Below are 19,484 nucleotides of genomic sequence, written 5' to 3' on the forward strand. Positions count from 1 at the left end.
AACCATGAATCTGTTGCGGCAGTTGACTATTCTGCAACGTTTGATCCTGATGTTGGTCATGGCAGCCATTGGCACGCTCTGCTTTGCCAGTTTTTCCATTAAAGAACAGTACGATAACCTGATTATTCAGAAATGGGCGCAAAATGATGCCCTGCTGAACAGCGGCCTGTCGCTGATTAAAGCCCAGCGGCTGCAGGTACAGGCCGGACAGCTTTCACAAGCTCAGGCCCAGCAACAAATATTGCATCTGTTTGATAACATGCGCTTTAGCGATGACGGTTATTACATTGTCGTTGGCAGTGATGGCACCATCCTTTCTGACAACCAGAATCCAAAGCTGGTGGGCACCGCCATTGCCGCCCTGCAAACTGCCGACGGCCAGCGCCCTTTTGTGCAGTTACTGCAAAAAGCCAAGGCAGCCGGTTCCGCCACGCTGACCTACCGTTACCATAATCCCGCCACCGGGCAGGATGAGCAAAAACTGACCGAAGCCCGCCACGATCCGCTCTGGGGCTGGAGCCTGTTAACCGGCTCGTATGTCAGCGACATTAACGCCACCATGAAAACCGTATCGCTGCATTATCTGGTGATCATGCTGGGGATATCCCTGCCGATTTTTGCTTTCTTTTTGGTGCTGAACCAATCCATTACCCATCCCATCAATGACGCAATCCGTGCCATGCGGGACATTGCCAAGGGTGACGGCGACCTGCGCCAACGGCTGCAAAGCACAGGAAAAGACGAGGTCGCTCAGCTGGCCCGGGCCTTTAATGATTTTGTGGCCAAGATTGCCGGCGCGCTGCAGCAAATGACACCGCTGGGACAAGCACTCAACACGGATGCCGGCCAGCTGATGAATGCCGTTCAGGAGTCCAACCAAAGCGCCGATCATGTCCATAAAGAGATTGCCAGCGTGGCCACGGCCATTAACCAGATGTTGAGTACCACCCGGGAAATGGCCAGCAACACCCAACAAGCCGCTGATGCGGCCATGCGGGTAAAACAACAAGCCCTGTCTGGCAAGAGCACCATGGCGCAGACCCTCAGTGGCTGCCATGCCCTGGCAGATGAGCTGCAATCCGCCGCGCAACTGACGCTGGCATTAGGCCAGGCATCACAGAAAATCGGCAACATTCTGGAAGTGATCCACGCCATTGCCGATCAAACCAACCTGCTGGCGCTCAATGCGGCCATTGAAGCGGCCAGGGCCGGCAGTCATGGCCGGGGATTTGCCGTAGTGGCCGATGAAGTGCGGGCGCTGGCAAACCGCACCCAGGAATCCACCAATGAAATCCATCACATCATTGCCGATATTCAGGGCGGCGTTGATGGCGTGATGCTCAGTAACCAGAACACCCAAAAACAGTCACAGCAACTGCAGCAACATGCACAAAACGCCAACACCGCCATGGAGGAGATTTTGCAATTGGTGGCGGCCATTTCCGATATGAACACCCAACTGGCCAGTGCCACGGAAGAGCAATCATCGGTGACCGAAGAGATAAACCGCAACGTCAACAATATTTCGGCATTGACGGAAGTGTCACTGCAAGCCAATGTCAGCAACCGCCAGGCCGCCACCAACATGGGGGATATCAGCGAACAGATGGCAACCGCGCTGGGGCAGTTTCGCACCTGACAGCCTTGCCCGTCACAATTGACATGCGCCCTCCGTTGCCCGCATTGCATCATGATGTGGTAAAGTAGCGGAGGGATTTGTGTTCCAATCAGGATAACGCGCTATCATCAACACCCTGTATGCCGGTTATCCCATGGCGCCAAACGCCATTGATGCCGTTTTCCACCGCACTGGCAACCACCCGTGGCCGGCCACAGCCAATTCGTGATGCATCGGACAAGACTCACCCACAAGGATGATGTATAAAAAGTCGTCAGATCATTGAATATGACTGCGCCCTGGGGCATGCTAGCGCCTGATAACGGCCGTTCGTTACAACATGAGTCAGAAGTCTATGTATGAAAAAACCGTTACCATCACCGCCCCTCATGGTATTCACACCCGACCGGCGGCATTGTTGGTGAAAGAAGCCAAACAGTTTCTCTGTGATGTCATTGTGGAATGCCAGGGGAAACAAGCCAGTGCCAAAAGCTTGTTCAAATTGCAAACGTTGGGGCTGTACCACGGCTCCCATGTGCGGATTTTTGCCCAGGGCGATCAGGCAGAACAAGCGGTAAACCGTATTGCCGATTTGCTCAATACGCTCAACTAACACTTAGCAGCCACATTCAGCACTAAGGACAAGCCAATGGATATGAAAGGAATCGCTGTATCCTCAGGAATTGCCCAGGGCAAAGCCATTTTATTCGAGCCTCTGGATAACAGTCTCGATTATCGCTTGTTGCCCCTGTCCAGCATTCCTGTTGAGCAGGCCAAGGCCCGCCGCGCGGTGGAAAAACTGTGTAACAAATTGCAGCACAGCCTGTCCTCCCTGGCTGCGGATTCGGCTAACTATCAGCTGGTGGAAGCCGATTTGCTGCTGCTGGAAGATAACGAGCTGCTAACGCAAATCAGCAACTCCATCAATACCCTGCAATTGTCTGCCGGCGCTGCCGTACAACGGGTGTTTTTTCACCAGGCCAGCGAGATGGAAGCGCTGGATGATCCTTACCTGGCACGCCGGGCCCAAGATGTCCTTAGCCTCTCAAAACGCCTGATAGCCACCATTAACGGCAATGGCGGAGAACAACTGCAGCGCCTGCAACACGACAGCATCCTTTTGGCGGAAGATCTCACCCCGGCAGAATTCGCCCTGCTGCCGCTGGAGCATATCAAGGGGATTGTATTAAGAACCGGTGGCATTACCAGCCATACGGCGATCCTGGCCCGCGCGGCCGGGATCCCGGCGCTGCTTTCCTGCGATTTTGACGCCAGCCAGATAACCCAAGGCACAGAGCTGTTTCTGGACGGTTACCACGGCTTGTTATATGTGGAGCCCAATGCCACCGAATTGGCAGCACTGCAGCAGCAACTGGCCGCAGACCAACGCCGGCGTGACGCCCTGTCCCGTTACCGGGACAGGCCCTGTACCACCCAAGACGGTCATCATCTCACCCTGATGGCCAATGTGGGCAATCTCAACGATGTGGCCAGGCTGCCCCAATCCGGTGCGGAAGGCGTTGGCCTGTTCCGTACAGAGTTCATGCTGATGGACGCAGTGGCCATGCCGGATGAAAAAACCCAGTTCAAGTTGTACTGTGAGGCGCTGCAGCTCATCAACGGCAAAAGCCTCACCATCCGTACCCTGGATGTGGGCGCCGACAAGGAGTTTGCCTGCATCAGCCAACAGGTACCGGAAGACAACCCGGCTTTGGGGCTACGGGGGTTACGCTATACCCTGCGTCATAAAGAGGTGTTGCACACCCAACTGCGAGCCGTGCTGCGAGCGGCGGCCTTTGGCCCCGTAAGGCTGATGTTTCCCATGGTCAGCCAACCGGAAGAGCTTGACGAGTTATTTGTTGAAATCGAGCTGTGCCGCCAGCAATTACAACAGGAAAATAAACCCTTTGCCGATCCCCAATACGGCATTGTGGTGGAAACGCCCGCAGCCGTGGTAACCCTTCACAGCATGCTGCCCCGCCTGAATTTCATCAGTATTGGCACCAACGATCTGGCCCAATATACCCTGGCAGCCGATCGCGGCAATCCGCAGCTCACGGCCAGTTATCCGGCCTTTTGCCCGGCGGTATTGCAACTGATTGCACAAACCCTGCAGGCCGCCAAACAACACGGAGTGAGAACCTCCCTGTGCGGTGAGCTGGCCAGCGATCCCTGCATTGCTCCGCTGTTGATGGGCATGGGATTTGACGAGTTAAGTGCCAACGCAGCGGCGCTGCTGGAGATCAAGGCCACAATTTGCGAAGGGAAATTCACTGACTTTTTTAAAAAGGCGCAACAAGCACTGCAATGCCAACGGATTTCTGAACTGGAAAACCTGTTATCTGGTTGTCATATACCGCGCTAATTCAGTATGCTAAGACAATCTCTTCCTAAAAGTGGTACGTCAGGAAGCAACTATAATATCAAGTCTGATTAAGGACAGTTAATCCATGGGATTTTTAAGCCGCATCCGGCGCCTGGTTTCAGGTCAACCCAATATTGAAGGCGGGATTAAAGTTTACGCGCCCATCTCTGGCGATATCGTCCCCATTGAAAAAGTACCGGATGTGGTGTTTTCCGAAAAAATCGTGGGAGACGGCATTGCCATCATGCCCGCCGGGCAATACATGCTGGCCCCCATTGATGGCACAATCGGAAAAATTTTTGAAACCAATCATGCCTTTAGCATTGAGTCGCCCCACGGGCTGGAACTGTTTGTCCACTTTGGGGTGGGCACCATTGAGTTGCGCGGCAAGGGCTTTAAACGTCTGGCGCAAGAAGGCCAGCAGGTGAAAGCCGGCGATCATGTGCTGGAGTTTGATCTGGATTACCTGCAAGGCCAGGTCAACAGTTTGCTCACGCCTGTGGTATTGGCCAATATGGAAGACGTGCGCTTTTTGGAAAAACGCCAGGGCAGTGTCACCGCCGGCAAGGATGTCATCTTTACCGTAGAGCTCTGACCTGTTATTGACAGACGGATTTCCGCTGCCCCACTACTGGTGATCTTTATCACAATTTCTTATACTCACCGGCAGCAACATGCCGGTCAACATCCGCTTCTGAACATGATGACAACCACACTTTATGGCATATCTCCCAAGGTATGTGACACCGTAAAAAAAACGCTGAAATGGTTAGATGCCCATCAACTTCCGGTGGTATTTTTTGATTATCGGCAGCAACCCCTACCAGAAGCCGTGCTCGATGGCTGGATTGCCGCCATCGGCTGGGAAGCGCTGCTAAACAAACGCTCCACCAGTTACCGGGCGCTGGCCGATGCCGACAAGCAACACCTGGATGCCCACAAAGCCAAACAACTCATGCTTGCCAACACCACGCTGATTAAACGCCCGGTGTTGCAGCAAGGCGACAACGTCATGGCCGGGTTTAATGAAGCCGCATATCGGGAGTGGTTTGGCCTATGAGCAATGAAGTATTAACACTGGCGCAGCAGTTAATCAGTCGCCCTTCCATCACGCCTTTGGATGAAGGTTGCCAACCATTACTGGCAGAACGCCTGGCAAAGCTTGGCTTTACCAACGAGGTGATGGTGTTTGATGACACCACCAATCTTTGGTCACGCAGGGGAAACAGTGGCCCGGTGTTTTGCTTTGCCGGCCATACCGACGTGGTGCCGGTGGGCGATGCCAACCGCTGGCACACCCCCCCTTTCGAGCCCACCGTGATTGATGGCTATCTTCACGGACGCGGCGCCGCCGATATGAAGGGCTCATTGGCCGCCATGGTGGTTGCCACGGAGCGTTTTGTGACGGCCCATCCGGATCATTCTGGCTCCATCGCCTTTTTGATCACCAGTGATGAAGAGGGGCCATTCATCAACGGCACCACCCGTGTGATTGATACACTGGAAGCCCGTCAGGAAAAAATCACCTGGGCATTGGTGGGCGAGCCTTCCAGTACCCGCAAACTGGGCGATGTGGTCAAAAACGGCCGGCGGGGCAGCTTGACCGGCAATCTCACCGTCAAGGGGATCCAGGGACATGTCGCCTATCCCCATCTGGCGGATAACCCCATTCATAACGCGGCTCCGGCCCTTGCCGAGCTTGCCGCCATGCAGTGGGATAACGGCAATGCCTTCTTCCCGCCCACCAGTTTTCAAATCGCCAATATCAATGGCGGCACCGGCGCTTCCAACGTGATCCCCGGGGAGCTGCAGGTCATGTTCAATTTCCGCTACTCCACGGAAGTGACTGCTGAGATATTGATTGACCGGGTGCAGCACATACTGGATGTGCACGGCCTGGATTATGAGCTGAGCTGGATATTCAACGGCCAGCCGTTTCTTACCGACAAGGGGCCACTGCTGGAAGCCACCCAGGCCGCCATTTTGGAAACCACCGGTATACAAACCGATCCGCAAACGTCCGGTGGCACCTCTGATGGCCGCTTCATTGCTCCCACCGGCGCGCAGGTGCTGGAACTGGGGCCGGTGAACGCCACCATTCATAAAGTCAACGAATGCGTGAATGTGGCCGATTTGGAATTATTGGCCCAATGCTATCAACGCATCCTGGAAAAACTGCTGTGCTAAACCTGCCGGATGCCATGCTCTATGGCCTGGACGATACGGCACTGGTGCCATACCAGAGCGGCGATAAACACACGTTTTTACTGGAGGCCGCTACAGCACAGGCCTTCAGTAAAATGCAAATGGCGGCACGACATGACGGCATTGTGCTGGAAGTGGCTTCTGCCCATCGCAGCTTCCAGCGACAATTACACATTTGGAACGGCAAGGCGCGTGGCGAAAGGCCCCTGCTGAATGCCAATGCCGAGCCTATAGCCGATATCCGGCAATTACCACCAAATGAATTGCTGCAAACCATCTTGTTATGGTCAGCATTACCTGGAACATCACGTCACCATTGGGGAACTGATATCGATTTATTTGATAACAGTCAACTTCAGCGTGCCCAATTACAGTTAGTCAATCATGAATACCAGCCCGGGGGCCCGTGCTTTGCCATGCATCAATGGTTAAGTGCCCATGCCCAGCGCTTTGGGTTTTTCCGGCCTTTTCAAGCGGGTCTTAGCGGCACCAGCGCAGAATTATGGCACTACAGTTACCATCCTGTCGCCGAGCAACGATTAAAGCGCTACCGCCTCCAGCACCTCGAAACGCTGCTGGCCGCAAGCGACATCTGCCTTAAAGCCGTCATCCTTGAGCAGTTGCCCGCGCTGGTAAAGCGTTACGTGTTCACCGTGGCGCCTGCGCCGACAGCACCAACATCCAACAGCAGCTAATGGCCTCCACTCTCACGACCTTATCCCCTGTCACCCCATCTCCCGGACGGGTAAAACAGCAGGCAATGGATAGACCAGCCGTGTTAACGCTTCTGTTACTATCACTTACATAAAAGGACACGGAGTCCTGAATTCAACAAGAGCCAACAATACCCATGAGATTACTGAAACCCCTGTTTGACAATAACCGCCGCTGGGCGGAACGGATCAATGAAGAAAAGCCCCATTTTTTTGAAGCGCTGGCCAAACAGCAAACCCCCGAGTTTTTATGGATTGGCTGCGCCGACAGCCGGGTGCCGTCAAACCAAATCATTGACCTGATGCCGGGTGAAGTGTTTGTGCATCGCAATATTGCCAATTTGGTGATCCATACCGATCTCAACTGTTTGTCCGTTATCCAATATGCGGTTGATGTACTGAAAGTGAAACACATCATGGTCGTGGGCCACTATGGCTGCGGTGGCGTCAAGGCCTCGATGTCCACCCAGCGACAGGGACTGATTGATAACTGGCTGGGGCATATCCGCGATATTTACCGCCTGCACCGACAAGAGCTGGATGCTCTGGATGAACAGGCTCGTTATGACCGCTTATGCGAGCTGAACGTGATTGAACAGGTGGCTAACGTTGTCAGTACCTCCATCGTACAGGATGCCTGGGAACGGGGACAGGAACTGGCGGTTCATGGCTGGTTATACAGCATTGAAAACGGCTTGTTGACCGACCTTAACGTGACCATTGACGGCAACGACTGAGTCCACGGATACAGCGGCATTAGCGCCGTGCCATTCAGCTCAAAGGGCATGTGCCTTCCGGGGTGATGCATCGACATGATGCTTCTCCCTCCCCTTCGCCGCTTGTGTGGTGGCAACCCACGGTTGTAACCCCTTCTCGCAGTTGCCTGCGCCCACAGGTATAATGATTCACCTGCAGGCTTTCCCAGTGCGGCTACCGTGTGATGGTGGCCATCGCATCCGCCGCACAAAAGCATTACACTCTAGCAAAATTCGACGTCCGTGATGGGCGCCTCTTTACTTATAGGTAAACCCAATGAATGTTACCCTGTTGATACCAGCACGCTATGGCTCCAGCCGCTTTGCCGGAAAACCCTTGGCACTGATTAACGGCAAGCCCATGATCCAGCGTGTATACGAACAGGCAAAACTGGCTCAAGGGCTGGATAATATCTATGTTGCCACGGACGATGAGCGTATCAGACAAACCGTGGAAGGGTTTGGCGGGCAGGTGATCATGACCTCTGCCAATGCGGCATCCGGTACGGATCGCATCAATGAAGCCATCGCCCAGCTTGATTTGGCAGAAGATGACGTGGTGATTAACGTGCAGGGCGATCAGCCATTAATCAATCCCCGTTCCATTGAGCAGTTGGCCGCCCTTTTTAAAGATGAACCAGGCGCCTTTGAAATGGCCACACTGGCCTATGAAATCACTGATCCTGCCGATCTCACCAATCCGCAACATGTGAAAGTGGTGTTTGATAACCGCCATTTTGCCCTGTATTTTTCCCGCGCCTGCATTCCGTTCGGACGGGATGTGAGCGAATATCCGGTCTACAAGCATATTGGGGTATACGCTTATACCCGCCGCTTTGTGGAACATTTTGCCAAATTGCCCATGGGGCGGCTGGAAAGTCTGGAAAAACTGGAGCAATTACGGGCACTGGAACACGGCTATGCCATCAAGGTGGCCATTAGTAGTGACAATTCGCCAGAAGTGGATGTACCGGAAGATATTCAGCGTTGTGAACAACTACTGTCCATCTAAACAATTTGGGTGATTTTTATGACTGACTGGGAAGTTTGGCTCATCATATTGCTGGTGATTGGCGTGATATTCAGTAACCTGGCGGTGCTGAAATACAGCAGTAAATTCAAACTGCCACCCTTTGGCCACCCTAAAAACAAGTCAGGGAAATCATCCCCCTCTACAACCCAGGATGATGACAATGCCAAAGGCGATAAGGGCGCCGATAAATAGCCTACCTTCCCTTACCCTGCCATCATCCCGATAAAGGAGGCGCCCAGGCCTCCTTGCCACAACGCCTGCCACATCCGTCTTGCAACAACTTCAACGCCGATTTACCCGCAAACGCACGCCCCGTCACCCAAGGGGGCACTTTGAAACTCCGGCAGGCACTCGGCCTGGGAAGATAGCAGGGCCAGCGCCGGAAAATGGCTCGAGTCCATCAATTGGGGCAATTTTTTACAGGTGAAATCCCAGGCAACCGCAATGGTAACGGTAGCCAAGTCCAGGCTATCACTGCTAATTGCCGGCGGGGTCTGGGCAAGGTGTTGCTCCAGCTCGTCATAAGCCGCCAATAACTGATTTGTGACGCGTGCGCGCCAGGCATCATGTTGTTTATCTTCCGCGCCTAGCTGAATTTCATGGAGCAGCTGCACGCTTTTCTCACAAGCCGCCAACGCCAATCCCAGCAGTTGCAGCTGATATTGCAGGGCTAACGGCTCGGTTGCCAACAGCTTGCGGGCAGGCGCCAACGCTGCGGCATATTGCAAAATCAATGTGGAGTCCATCAGGGCGGTGCCATCATCACAAATAAAGGTGGGCGCCTTTACCACGGGGTTAATCTGGGCAAACGCTTCAAAAGTGTGAAATACCGATAATGGCTGATGTTCAAACTTTATCCCCAATAACTGTAATGACACCGCAACCCTGCGCACAAATGGTGAATCCAGCATGCCGATAAGTTTCATAAAATCTGATCTTTAATGAGAAAAGTGGTTTTATTCTGCGCTATCTCCCCTGTCAGTCAAGCGCCTTTCACCACACACGTAAACGCATCCCTTGTAACCCAAAGATTAACTACACTTAGGTTATGCTCAACATGCAGGGACATATTATGTTACGGGTTATAGAGCTGGATCATCTGGTACTGCTGTGCAGCGATATTGAAGTCATGCTGGATTTTTACGGCAGGGTGTTAAATGCAAGGCTTGAGCGGCAATTGGATCATCCACCATTATGGCAACTCCGTGTAGGTAATGTGCTCATTGATCTGCAACTTCGTGATCAACATGACATGGGATTCAATGTGGAACATTTTTGTCTTAATATCGCCGATTCTGACGAAACCTTCATACTGCAACATTTACATCGTCAGGGAGTGATGTTTGAACCTTTTACTGAGAAATATGGTGCCAGAGGAGTAAGTCGGTCACTCTATCTGTATGATCCGGAAGATAATAAAATAGAATTGAAATTACTGCCCAATACCCTGTTATAGGGCATTAACATATATTTTGCTTGCACGAGATGCATCATTAAAAACTGATACCGCATCATTCAAGGATTCAGCAACTCATAAAACCCCTGCATGTAAGAAAATGGCATTTGTGATACCAGATTATAATCTTCTTTAAACTCCACGCGCTCAGCAATCAGTTTTATCTTGTTTTCCACACACCAATATAAAAATTCCAAGTAGGGTTCTTTATACATTGGATTGGCCAACATCTCCTTAATAAAGCGAATATCGTATTTAAGATAGTCATATAAATTAAGGCTGTCTTTCATCATTTCAACCCGACGGAGCGTACTGTCATCCATGGCCAGCAACACGCCAGCATCTTTGAGTTTATATTTGTTTTCAACAGTATATTCGGCAAGCGTTGAGTTTCTTTCGGTGATTTCAAGTACCAGTGAAGAGTCGTTATAATGTTTTATCACATCATTGGTGAAGATGATGTTCTTGATAACTTCCGAGTCCATCAGGGAAAAACGCTCCACGTTAACAAAAAAACGGGTGCTCCCCAGACAATTGTCATTAATCACGAACACGCATATTTTATTGAGTATTTCCAATAACAGAGATTTGTGCCCTTGCTGGTTGAGGTTTCTGAAGTAGTCTTCGTAGTTAATCTCGCCCTCGTCGGCATTTGCCAGGCGGCTTAACACCTCCACCCCATGAAAAGCCCCATCACGACCGATGATATGCTGTCCCACATGGTAATAACGGCAACGTTGCTTAATATTATTCTTGTTAAGAATGTTCTTATAAAAGATGCATGAATTTAAATAACATTTATTGTTAATGGATGGCGTGGTTTTGCTCACTACATGCAGGTGCGGCTCAATAGATATTGGCTTTTTACTTTTAGCACACGTCATAAATGACCCCTTAGCGTTATTCAATATAACGTTAATTAATCACAACCATGTCACAAGTCAATATAATAAATCGCGTCCAGTTAACACCGATAAAATAAATTAAGTTAATTAAATCTAATATTTTTATTTAACAAATTTATAACGTGAAAATATTTTGACAGCATAATGCTTTGCGCCAAATTTCAGTCAATTAATCCATTAATGCCAAAATAATGACGTTATGTGTATTAATTGTAAAAATGTAAGCAAATGTTTCAGCCGGGAAAATCTTATTATCAAACACGTGTGAAAGGGGTTGTAAATAATTGCGTTAACCGTAACTTGCCTGAATAATTATTACGATAAAAGTAATTTTTATGTTTATCGCAGCTTATCGTCCATGGCTTTGTCACTAGCCTCAGCAAGGTACCTTCCAAAGGGTTAGAGTAAAAACTCTCTTACCAAAGGGGGTAATCATCTACATATCACATTTTTTGTCAACCTATTGCCAATGATTTTTACACCCGCATGCAAGGCCCCGGACCGTTTGGTTGACGCTTTATCACATCCCGCTGGGGGACACCATTAGCAAGCCATAATTAACCGCTTGTTAAGCCAATGCTTTTAGGCCTATACTTTGCCCCATCTTGTCGGAGTGCCTTTTAGGCTGAGACCGTTTATTCGGGATCCGTTGAACCTGATCAGGTTAATCCCTGCGAAGGAAACAAGCATTCAGTGTTAACACCTGCCCCGGTATACCACCGTCAGGGACTGGCTGCCAAGATGCTAACGCATGTGCAACAGCGCCCGCGCCCGGCATCCCGGTATTGCCATTGCCAGTCCTAAAGCAGGCCATTCACTTCAGCTGGGCTCGATATCATCCGGGCGGCTGCGCTTACCTCAACTCTCCAGACAAGCAATTTCATTTATCAACCAAGTGAGCTTGCTTATGTCAAATCGTCGTCAAACCCGTGAAGCGGCACAGGCCTTTATTGAAAACCTCAAGCCCCTGCAACACCCCATGTCCGAGAAGATTTTTGTCGAAGGCTCCCGGCCGGACATTCAAGTGTCCATGCGGCAAATCCGGCAAACCCCAACACAAGTGCAAGGCAAGGATGGGCAACTGCTCTCAGAGCCCAATCCGCCAGTGCGGGTTTATGATTGTGCCGGTCCCTATTCCGATCCCGCGGCGGATATCCAGGTCCGGCAAGGATTGCCCAAACTGCGACAACCGTGGATCCTGGCGCGAAATGATACCGAATCCCTTGAAGGCGTCAGCTCCCGTTTTACCCAGCAGCGTCTGGCGGATGAAGGACTGGATCACCTGCGTTTTGATGCATTGCCCCAACCTCGTCGGGGCAATGTCGGCCGTTGTGTTACCCAGTTGCATTACGCGCGGCAAGGCATCATTACCCCGGAAATGGAATACATTGCCATCCGTGAAAACATGGCAAGGGCCAATGCCGCCCTTGAGCAGGATGAGCAGCTAAACCGCCGCGGTGCGCCAGAGGCGTTTGGCGCCGTGGTCAGCACGCCCATCACGGCCGAATTTGTCCGCAGTGAAGTGGCCCGCGGCCGCGCCATCATTCCGGCCAACATCAACCATCCGGAAGCGGAGCCGATGATTATCGGCCGTAATTTTCTGGTGAAGGTGAATGCCAATATCGGCAACTCCGCCGTAACCTCCTCCATTGAGGAAGAGGTGGAAAAACTGGTGTGGGCCACCCGTTGGGGCGCCGATACCGTGATGGATCTCTCCACCGGTCGCTATATTCATGAAACCCGCGAGTGGATTGTGCGCAACTCACCCGTGCCCATTGGCACCGTGCCCATTTATCAGGCGCTGGAGAAGGTCAACGGCATTGCTGAAAACCTAACCTGGGACGTGTTCCGCGACACCCTGCTGGAGCAAGCGGAACAAGGGGTGGATTACTTTACCATCCACGCCGGGGTGCTGCTGCGTTACGTGCCCATGACCGCCAACCGGGTAACCGGCATGGTCTCCCGTGGCGGTTCGATTATGGCCAAATGGTGCCTGAGCCATCATCGGGAAAACTTCCTCTATACCCATTTCCGTGAAATTTGCCAACTTTGTGCCGCCTATGATGTGTCACTGTCCCTCGGGGATGGCATGCGCCCCGGTTCCATTGCCGATGCCAACGATGCCGCCCAGTTTGCCGAGCTGGAAACCCTTGGGGAACTGGTGAAAATTGCCTGGGAATATGATGTGCAGACCATTATTGAAGGCCCGGGGCACATTCCCATGCAGCTGATTAAAACCAATATGGACAAGCAGCTTGAATGCTGCGATGAAGCGCCGTTTTACACCCTTGGCCCGCAAACCACGGATATCGCCCCGGGTTATGATCATTTCACCTCCGGCATTGGTGCGGCCATGATTGCCTGGTACGGCTGCGCCATGTTGTGTTATGTCACCCCCAAAGAACATCTGGGTTTGCCCAATAAAGAGGATGTCAAACAAGGGCTGATGGCCTACAAAATTGCGGCCCATGCCGCCGATGTGGCCAAGGGGCATCCCGGCGCCCAATTGCGGGATAACGCCCTGTCCAAAGCCCGCTTCGAGTTCCGCTGGGAAGATCAGTACAACCTAGGGCTGGACCCGGATACCGCCCGGGCGTTTCACGATGAATCCCTGCCCCAGGAATCCGCCAAGGTGGCGCATTTTTGCTCCATGTGCGGCCCCAAATTCTGCTCCATGAAAATCACCCAGGACGTGCGTGATTATGCTGCGTCGTTAACCGCTAATGGGGCAACCGAGGCTGAACGCATCAACGTGCAACAGGTGGAAGATGGCATGGAACAGATGTCACAAGCCTTTAAAGCCGGTGGCAGCCGCCTATACCGGGAAGTTCCTGCTGACGTTCATCAAACGCATGATGTTGCCTCAACGGCAACCGGGAAGGAGCCAGCCGAAAATGTCTGAGCCCTCAGCTTCTGCGGCCCGCCCCATTGTCTGGACCATTGCCGGCAGCGACAGCGGAGGCGGCGCCGGCATTCAGGCGGATCTGGCCACCTTGCGGGATTTGGGCTGCCACGGCTGCTCGGTCATCACCACCCTGACGGCGCAAAACAGTGTGGCGGTCAATCTCAGTCAGGCGGTCAGTGATGAAATGCTGCTCAGCCAGTTAGACACCCTGCTGACCGACATGCCGCCCAAAGCGGTCAAAATCGGGCTAATTGCCAATCAGCAACAGCTTGACTTGCTGGCCCTCTGGCTGCAGCAACACCTGCCAGAGGTGCCTTTGGTGGTGGACCCTGTCATGGTTGCCAGCTGCGGTGATGCGCTGGCGGCCTCGGAGAGCCAAACGGCGGCGCCCAATACGGCACAAGGTACAACGCACACGGCGGCAGGCAAATCGACACCAGTACGCCTCAATTACGCGCCGCTGGCCCGCATTGCCACCCTGCTGACGCCCAATGTGAAAGAGCTGGCACTACTGGGTGACATGTCCGGCGTTACCGAGGATTTTTCCAGTTGGGCGAGCGCTGCGCAAACACTGGCGGCGAGCCTGCCTTGCCATTTGCTGGCAAAAGGAGGCGATCGCACAACAGCCAAAGCACAGGATTTGGTGATCTTCAAAAACCTGCCCCACAGTTCGGCCCTGCACAGCCATAACGGGTTTGTGCTGGAAAGCCCGCGGCAAACCACAAGCCACAACCACGGCAGCGGCTGCACCCTCTCCAGCGCCATTGCGGCCTTTTTGGCGCAAGACTGGATATTGCCCGATGCACTGGTGCTGGCCAAAGCCTACATCAACGGCGCACTCACACATGCTTACGGTGTGGGGCAAGGCCCGGGGCCGTTGGGGCGTCCCGGCTGGCCGGATGCCCTGGCGTGGATGCCGGCAATCTGGCCGCTGGCCCATTACCCTCAAAACAGCCCTGCGGCCACGCCCGTCTTTAAACAACTGCCGCAGGACTTGGGGTTGTATCCGGTGGTCAGTGATGTAGACCTGCTGGAAACCCTGCTAAAGGCCGGTTGCCAGACCATTCAGCTACGCATCAAGGCCCATGCCACTGATGCCTACGAAATGGCACAGCTGGAGCCGAACATCATCCGCGCCATCCGATTAGGAGAGCAGTATCAAGCACGGGTGTTTATCAACGATCACTGGCGACTGGCACTGAAGCACGGCGCGTTTGGCGTGCATCTGGGGCAGGAAGACCTGGCCTGTGCGCCCGAGGCCTTAAGCGCCATCGCCCAGGCAGGAATGGCATTGGGGCTTTCCAGCCACGGCTACTTTGAAGCGCTGCTGGCATTGCAGCAACGCCCCAGTTATCTGGCGCTGGGGCATATTTTCCCCACCACCACCAAAGTGATGCCCTCATTGCCACAGGGCTTAAATCGCTTGCGGCATTACGCGGCCACCTTTGCCCAAGAGCTGCCACTGGTGGCCATTGGCGGCATTAATGGTGACAACCTTGACGCCGTGCGCGCCACCGGTGCCACCAATGTGGCCATTGTCAGGGCCATTACACAAGCGCCAAATCCGGCAATGGCGTTTCAGCAGTTGCAGCAGCAATGGTACGGCCGTGAGCCCCGTCATCTGCGACAGTGTCTTTCCAGCCGGGAATTCATCCGTTATGCCAGCCAGATCCTGCTCCCCCGGGTGGGCGAGCAAGGGCAACTGGCGCTGGGGCATAAAACCGTGGCGATTGTCGGGCTTGGCGGCCTGGGGCATCAAGTCGCCCATGCCCTTGCCGCTGCCGGCATCGGGCGCTTGCGGCTGATTGACCCGGATAAAGTGGAGCTTGGCAACCTGCCCCGCCAGCTTTTATACACCGAGCAGGACATTGGCGATTACAAAGTGCAGGTAGCAGCCAAGCGCCTTGGCGCAGCCTTTGCCGATTGCGCGCTTGAGGCCGTGGTGCACCGCTTTGATGAGCAAAGCGCCCCCTTACTGGATGGCGCCCATCTGGTGATTGATGCCAGCGACAATTTCCCTTGCCGCCACGCTCTTAACCAAGCCTGCGTTGCACGGCAGCTGCCGCTGATCTCTGCCGCCTTCAGTGGCGATCAGGGACTTTTATGCCATGTGCATCCGGCCAAACTGCCTGAGGCGGGATGCTACCAATGCCTGTTCCCGCGGGACAGCCGCAGCAATGGCCGCTGCAGCGAACAAGGCGTGCTCGGCCCGGCAGTGCAATCACTGGCCGCGCTGCAATCGCTACTGGCCATCAATGCCCTGCTCGGAGAAACCTCAAGCCTTGGCAAGCTGTACCGCTTTAACAGCGTCACGCTTGAGCTCACCCAAGCCCGGTTGCAGGCAGACCCCCAATGCAGTTGCTGCGCCCCTGTGACCCAAGGGACCATAACAGAAGGATTGGCATCATGAACATTACCATCACCCTTAATGGCAAACCGCTGCAATTGGCAGACAGCACAACGCTAGACGTGCTGGTCAGCCAGCAGGGATTTACCCCAACCGCCGTTGCCATTGTGCGCAACGGCACACTGGTGCCCCGCAGTTGCTGGCCGCAAACCTGCTGTCAGGCCGGGGACAACCTGGAATTTTTTACCGCAGTAGCAGGAGGCTAACATGTTACATATTGCAGGATTAACCCTGGCGTCACGGCTGTTCAGTGGCACCGGTAAATTTGCCTCAGCCGACACCATGCTCAAGGCATTAGAGCGCAGTGGCAGCCAGCTGGTCACACTGGCCATGAAACGGCTGGACTTTCAGCAGCAAAACGATGACTTGCTGTCCCCCTTGCAAGCGGCAGGTGTGACCCTGCTGCCCAACACCGCCGGTGCCCGCAATGCCAAAGAAGCGATTTTTGCCGCCGAACTGGCAAGGGAGATGCTGGGCACCACGCTTATCAAGCTGGAGATCCATCCCGATCCCCGCTACCTGATGCCCGATCCCGTTGAAACCCTTAGCGCCGCCACCGAGCTGTGCGCCCAGGGCTTTCAGGTGTTGCCCTATGTGCATGCCGATCCGGTGCTGTGCTTGCGTCTTGAAGAGGCAGGCTGCGCCGCCGTCATGCCCCTTGGCAGCCCCATCGGCTCCAATCAGGGGCTGGCCAGCGAACCCTTCTTGAAAATCATCATCGAGCAGGCCAGCATTCCGGTGGTGGTGGATGCCGGCATTGGTGCTCCGTCACAGGCCATGCGTGCCATGGAGCTTGGCGCCGATGCGGTGCTGGTCAATACCGCCATTGCCAGCGCCCGGGATCCGATTGCCATGGCGGGCTGTTTTCGTGCCGCCGTCGCGGCCGGCCGCGCCGCTTATGAAGCCGGTCTTGGCGCCGTGACTGCGCGCGCCAGCCATACCAGTCCGCTTACCGGATTTCTCAATAGCCCCCAAGAGGAAAGGATTTCACAATGAAAGGTCAGTTTAGCGATGCCTTTGCCAGCATCGACAGGGACAGACTAAGGCTGCAACTTGGCAGTGCCACCCGGGATGACGCCGAATTCTGGCTGGCGCAGCCTGAACGCATCATCGGCAACCTTGACGCCCTCAGCGCCCTGCTATCTCCGGCGGCCACCACGCTGCTGGAACCCATGGCGCAGGCATCCGCCGCCCTGACACGGGAACGTTTTGGCGCCAATCTTGGGCTATATGCCCCGCTCTACCTGTCCAATCTCTGTGCCAATGACTGCGATTACTGCGGCTTTAGCATGAGCAACAAAATCCGCCGCAAACTCCTGAACGATGATGAAATTGAAGCGGAAATGGCCATTTTGAAATCCCGTGGGTTTGACTCCATCCTGCTGGTGGCCGGCGAGCATGAAACCAAAGCCGGACAAGCCTTTTTTGAACGGGTATTCCCCCTGGTGAAACGCCGCTTCAATTACCTGTCACTGGAAGTGCAGCCCCTGAGCGAAAGCGGTTACGCCGCCTTGGTCACCAAAGGGCTGGATGCGGTGCTGGTGTATCAGGAAACCTATCAGCCCACCACTTATGCCCAGCACCACCTGCGCGGTAACAAGCAGGATTTTCGTTACCGGCTCGACACGCCGGACAGGGCCGCCAACGCCGGCGTGGATAAAATCGGGCTTGGGGTATTGCTGGGACTGGATGAATGGCGTCTGGATGCACTGTTAATGGCCCATCATCTGGATTACCTGCAGCGCCGGTACTGGCGCAGCCGTTACAGCGTTTCCCTGCCAAGACTGCGCCCCTGCGTAGGCGGCATTGTGCCGGTGTCATTGGTGACCGATGCGGCGCTGGTGCAGCTGGTTTGCGCCATGCGCCTGTTCAGCCCAGCGCTAGAGCTTAGCCTCTCCACCCGCGAATCCCCGGCATTTCGCGACAGCTTGCTGCCACTTGGGATCACCCATATCAGCGCGGCCAGCTCCACCGAACCCGGCGGTTACGCCAACCCGGACTCGGCACTGGATCAGTTTGAGATAAATGATGCCAGAAGCGTGCCCGAAGTGGTGGCTGCCATCCGCAGCGCCGGCTTCCAGCCGGTATGGAAAGACTGGGAAGGCGCATGGCGCAGCAGCCAGCTCACGCCTCGCGAATCCCCCGCTACCGAGGCCATTCATTCGCCACACTGATCACTCACCACAAACCGTAAATCGCCCAGGATCTCAACAGGGTAAATCATCTGTGATCCCGGGCGTTGTGTCAGTCAAAACCTCTCTTGCTGATTTGGCTCACCACTAAACCCGTTAAGGTTTTAGTGGCGAACAATCATGCGCTGCACCATACGCCAAACCTTGCGCCAAAATGACGCTTCCCAAGCAATAAGGCGAACGACCCAATCTGGCATGCCAGCATCTTTGGCTGTAACCAATACAGACGATGTTGCTTCTTCGCCGTGAAAGGCGGCACGATAGATCATGATGATAAATTTGAATTCGATGACAAGCAGGATGCCCAGTCCAATGTATCGAACAAAATCAACAACTGGCAAAATGCGGTGATGCTCACTCGGAACCACATGACCAGCCACCCAAATGCCCAAACAGCTCAGCGCCATGGTGCGCAGCATCGCTGCCTTATTGCGGGCGCGATAACGCCACCAGTACAAGACAGGGATAACAATGCCCAAATCAACGAGGATGGCAGCTTCTAAAAATGCCGGACTTGACCAGTTATCAACCACAGCGACAGAAATATCAGAAATGACGATAATCACCGCAGCAAGAAAAAACCAATGCGTGCGGAACAGTTTCTTGCAATGAGCTTCATCCATGAACATGACTCTTCCCTATATCCCTTGCAAACAGATTAGCATCTAATGCATTGTTTACTTAGTTATTTAATCTCTCATTGATCACTGGCACTGTCATAGAAAGCCAAAAATATCGGACTGAATGAACCAAAATGATGGGGAATCCCCAGCCACTTGTCGTGAATTGATTTTTGCAGCGTATACGACAAAAAAGCTTAGATGAGTAAATCCATTTGTCTGATATCCAATCACAATTCTCCCCAGTCATCGAGTGGGGAGAATGAGCGGGAACGCCTCTCACTTGCAGGTATTGCCCTGTCACAACATC

At 53.7% G+C, this 19,484-nt stretch carries 19 protein-coding genes and 1 riboswitch; of the genes, 16 read left to right on the forward strand and 3 right to left on the reverse strand.

Annotated elements, in window-relative coordinates; all coding sequences use genetic code 11:
• The first annotated feature begins 4 nt into the window (after nucleotides 1-4).
• From ACIDEJ_RS04890 to ACIDEJ_RS04935, 10 genes are all read left to right on the forward strand, one after another.
• Entirely contained in the window at nucleotides 5-1,639 is a 1,635-nt protein-coding gene (locus ACIDEJ_RS04890) for a methyl-accepting chemotaxis protein (RefSeq protein ID WP_411986969.1), read from the forward strand.
• A gap of 334 nt (nucleotides 1,640-1,973) precedes the next feature.
• Complete coding sequence (locus ACIDEJ_RS04895; protein ID WP_411987101.1) at nucleotides 1,974-2,231, forward strand: HPr family phosphocarrier protein; 258 nt, start codon at nucleotides 1,974-1,976, stop codon at nucleotides 2,229-2,231.
• A gap of 36 nt (nucleotides 2,232-2,267) precedes the next feature.
• On the forward strand, nucleotides 2,268-3,983 hold the full coding sequence (gene ptsP / locus ACIDEJ_RS04900; RefSeq protein WP_411986970.1) for a phosphoenolpyruvate--protein phosphotransferase: 1,716 nt from the start codon (nucleotides 2,268-2,270) through the stop codon (nucleotides 3,981-3,983).
• Between the two features lie 85 nt (nucleotides 3,984-4,068).
• The gene (gene crr / locus ACIDEJ_RS04905; protein WP_411986971.1) at nucleotides 4,069-4,578 is read left to right on the forward strand and encodes a PTS glucose transporter subunit IIA; all 510 of its coding nucleotides are present in this window, start codon (nucleotides 4,069-4,071) and stop codon (nucleotides 4,576-4,578) included.
• Nucleotides 4,579-4,683: 105 nt separating this feature from the next.
• Nucleotides 4,684-5,043, forward strand: a complete 360-nt coding sequence (locus ACIDEJ_RS04910; RefSeq protein WP_411986972.1) for an arsenate reductase — start codon at nucleotides 4,684-4,686, stop codon at nucleotides 5,041-5,043.
• Entirely contained in the window at nucleotides 5,040-6,170 is a 1,131-nt protein-coding gene (gene dapE, locus ACIDEJ_RS04915) for a succinyl-diaminopimelate desuccinylase (RefSeq protein ID WP_411986973.1), read from the forward strand. Before ACIDEJ_RS04910 ends, dapE begins: the two co-directional genes overlap by 4 nt.
• Nucleotides 6,164-6,883 carry a M15 family metallopeptidase gene (locus ACIDEJ_RS04920; RefSeq protein ID WP_411986974.1) on the forward strand — a complete coding sequence of 240 codons (720 nt, stop codon included), beginning with the start codon at nucleotides 6,164-6,166 and terminating at the stop codon, nucleotides 6,881-6,883. The genes dapE and ACIDEJ_RS04920 overlap by 7 nt, the downstream gene beginning before the upstream one ends.
• A 155-nt stretch (nucleotides 6,884-7,038) precedes the next feature.
• On the forward strand, nucleotides 7,039-7,638 hold the full coding sequence (gene can, locus ACIDEJ_RS04925; RefSeq protein WP_411986975.1) for a carbonate dehydratase: 600 nt from the start codon (nucleotides 7,039-7,041) through the stop codon (nucleotides 7,636-7,638).
• Nucleotides 7,639-7,933: 295 nt separating this feature from the next.
• Nucleotides 7,934-8,668, forward strand: a complete 735-nt coding sequence (gene kdsB / locus ACIDEJ_RS04930; RefSeq protein WP_411986976.1) for a 3-deoxy-manno-octulosonate cytidylyltransferase — start codon at nucleotides 7,934-7,936, stop codon at nucleotides 8,666-8,668.
• 18 nt (nucleotides 8,669-8,686) lie between these two features.
• Nucleotides 8,687-8,881, forward strand: a complete 195-nt coding sequence (locus ACIDEJ_RS04935; protein WP_411986977.1) for a DUF2897 family protein — start codon at nucleotides 8,687-8,689, stop codon at nucleotides 8,879-8,881.
• Between the two features lie 101 nt (nucleotides 8,882-8,982).
• Here the strand turns inward: ACIDEJ_RS04935 and ACIDEJ_RS04940 are convergent, their stop codons facing one another.
• The gene (locus ACIDEJ_RS04940) at nucleotides 8,983-9,615 is read right to left on the reverse strand and encodes a glutathione S-transferase family protein (protein WP_411986978.1); all 633 of its coding nucleotides are present in this window, start codon (nucleotides 9,613-9,615) and stop codon (nucleotides 8,983-8,985) included.
• A gap of 146 nt (nucleotides 9,616-9,761) precedes the next feature.
• Here ACIDEJ_RS04940 and ACIDEJ_RS04945 point away from each other — a divergent pair, with 146 nt between their 5' ends.
• A complete protein-coding gene (locus tag ACIDEJ_RS04945; protein WP_411986979.1) occupies nucleotides 9,762-10,145 on the forward strand; it encodes a VOC family protein in 384 nt (127 codons plus the stop codon).
• 59 nt (nucleotides 10,146-10,204) lie between these two features.
• Here the strand turns inward: ACIDEJ_RS04945 and ACIDEJ_RS04950 are convergent, their stop codons facing one another.
• A complete protein-coding gene (locus ACIDEJ_RS04950; RefSeq protein WP_411986980.1) occupies nucleotides 10,205-11,029 on the reverse strand; it encodes an EAL domain-containing protein in 825 nt (274 codons plus the stop codon).
• Between the two features lie 620 nt (nucleotides 11,030-11,649).
• Nucleotides 11,650-11,749: riboswitch (TPP riboswitch) on the forward strand.
• 208 nt (nucleotides 11,750-11,957) lie between these two features.
• Here ACIDEJ_RS04950 and thiC point away from each other — a divergent pair.
• The 5 genes from thiC to thiH are packed head-to-tail and all read left to right on the forward strand — an operon-like array spanning nucleotide 11,958 to nucleotide 18,536.
• A complete protein-coding gene (gene thiC, locus ACIDEJ_RS04955) occupies nucleotides 11,958-13,952 on the forward strand; it encodes a phosphomethylpyrimidine synthase ThiC (protein ID WP_411986981.1) in 1,995 nt (664 codons plus the stop codon).
• Nucleotides 13,945-16,365, forward strand: coding sequence for a ThiF family adenylyltransferase (locus tag ACIDEJ_RS04960; protein ID WP_411986982.1), 2,421 nt, complete (start codon nucleotides 13,945-13,947; stop codon nucleotides 16,363-16,365). Before thiC ends, ACIDEJ_RS04960 begins: the two co-directional genes overlap by 8 nt.
• The gene (gene thiS / locus ACIDEJ_RS04965; protein WP_411986983.1) at nucleotides 16,362-16,568 is read left to right on the forward strand and encodes a sulfur carrier protein ThiS; all 207 of its coding nucleotides are present in this window, start codon (nucleotides 16,362-16,364) and stop codon (nucleotides 16,566-16,568) included. Before ACIDEJ_RS04960 ends, thiS begins: the two co-directional genes overlap by 4 nt.
• Before the next feature lies 1 nt (nucleotide 16,569).
• Complete coding sequence (locus ACIDEJ_RS04970) at nucleotides 16,570-17,358, forward strand: thiazole synthase (RefSeq protein WP_411986984.1); 789 nt, start codon at nucleotides 16,570-16,572, stop codon at nucleotides 17,356-17,358.
• Entirely contained in the window at nucleotides 17,355-18,536 is a 1,182-nt protein-coding gene (thiH, locus tag ACIDEJ_RS04975; RefSeq protein ID WP_411986985.1) for a 2-iminoacetate synthase ThiH, read from the forward strand. Before ACIDEJ_RS04970 ends, thiH begins: the two co-directional genes overlap by 4 nt.
• Before the next feature lie 122 nt (nucleotides 18,537-18,658).
• Here thiH and ACIDEJ_RS04980 read toward each other — a convergent pair whose 3' ends face one another.
• Nucleotides 18,659-19,183 carry a hypothetical protein gene (locus ACIDEJ_RS04980; protein ID WP_411986986.1) on the reverse strand — a complete coding sequence of 175 codons (525 nt, stop codon included), beginning with the start codon at nucleotides 19,181-19,183 and terminating at the stop codon, nucleotides 18,659-18,661.
• Nucleotides 19,184-19,484 lie beyond the last annotated feature (301 nt).

This window comes from Shewanella mytili, from assembly GCF_046765975.1.
GTDB classification, from domain to species: Bacteria; Pseudomonadota; Gammaproteobacteria; order Enterobacterales; family Shewanellaceae; genus Shewanella; species Shewanella mytili.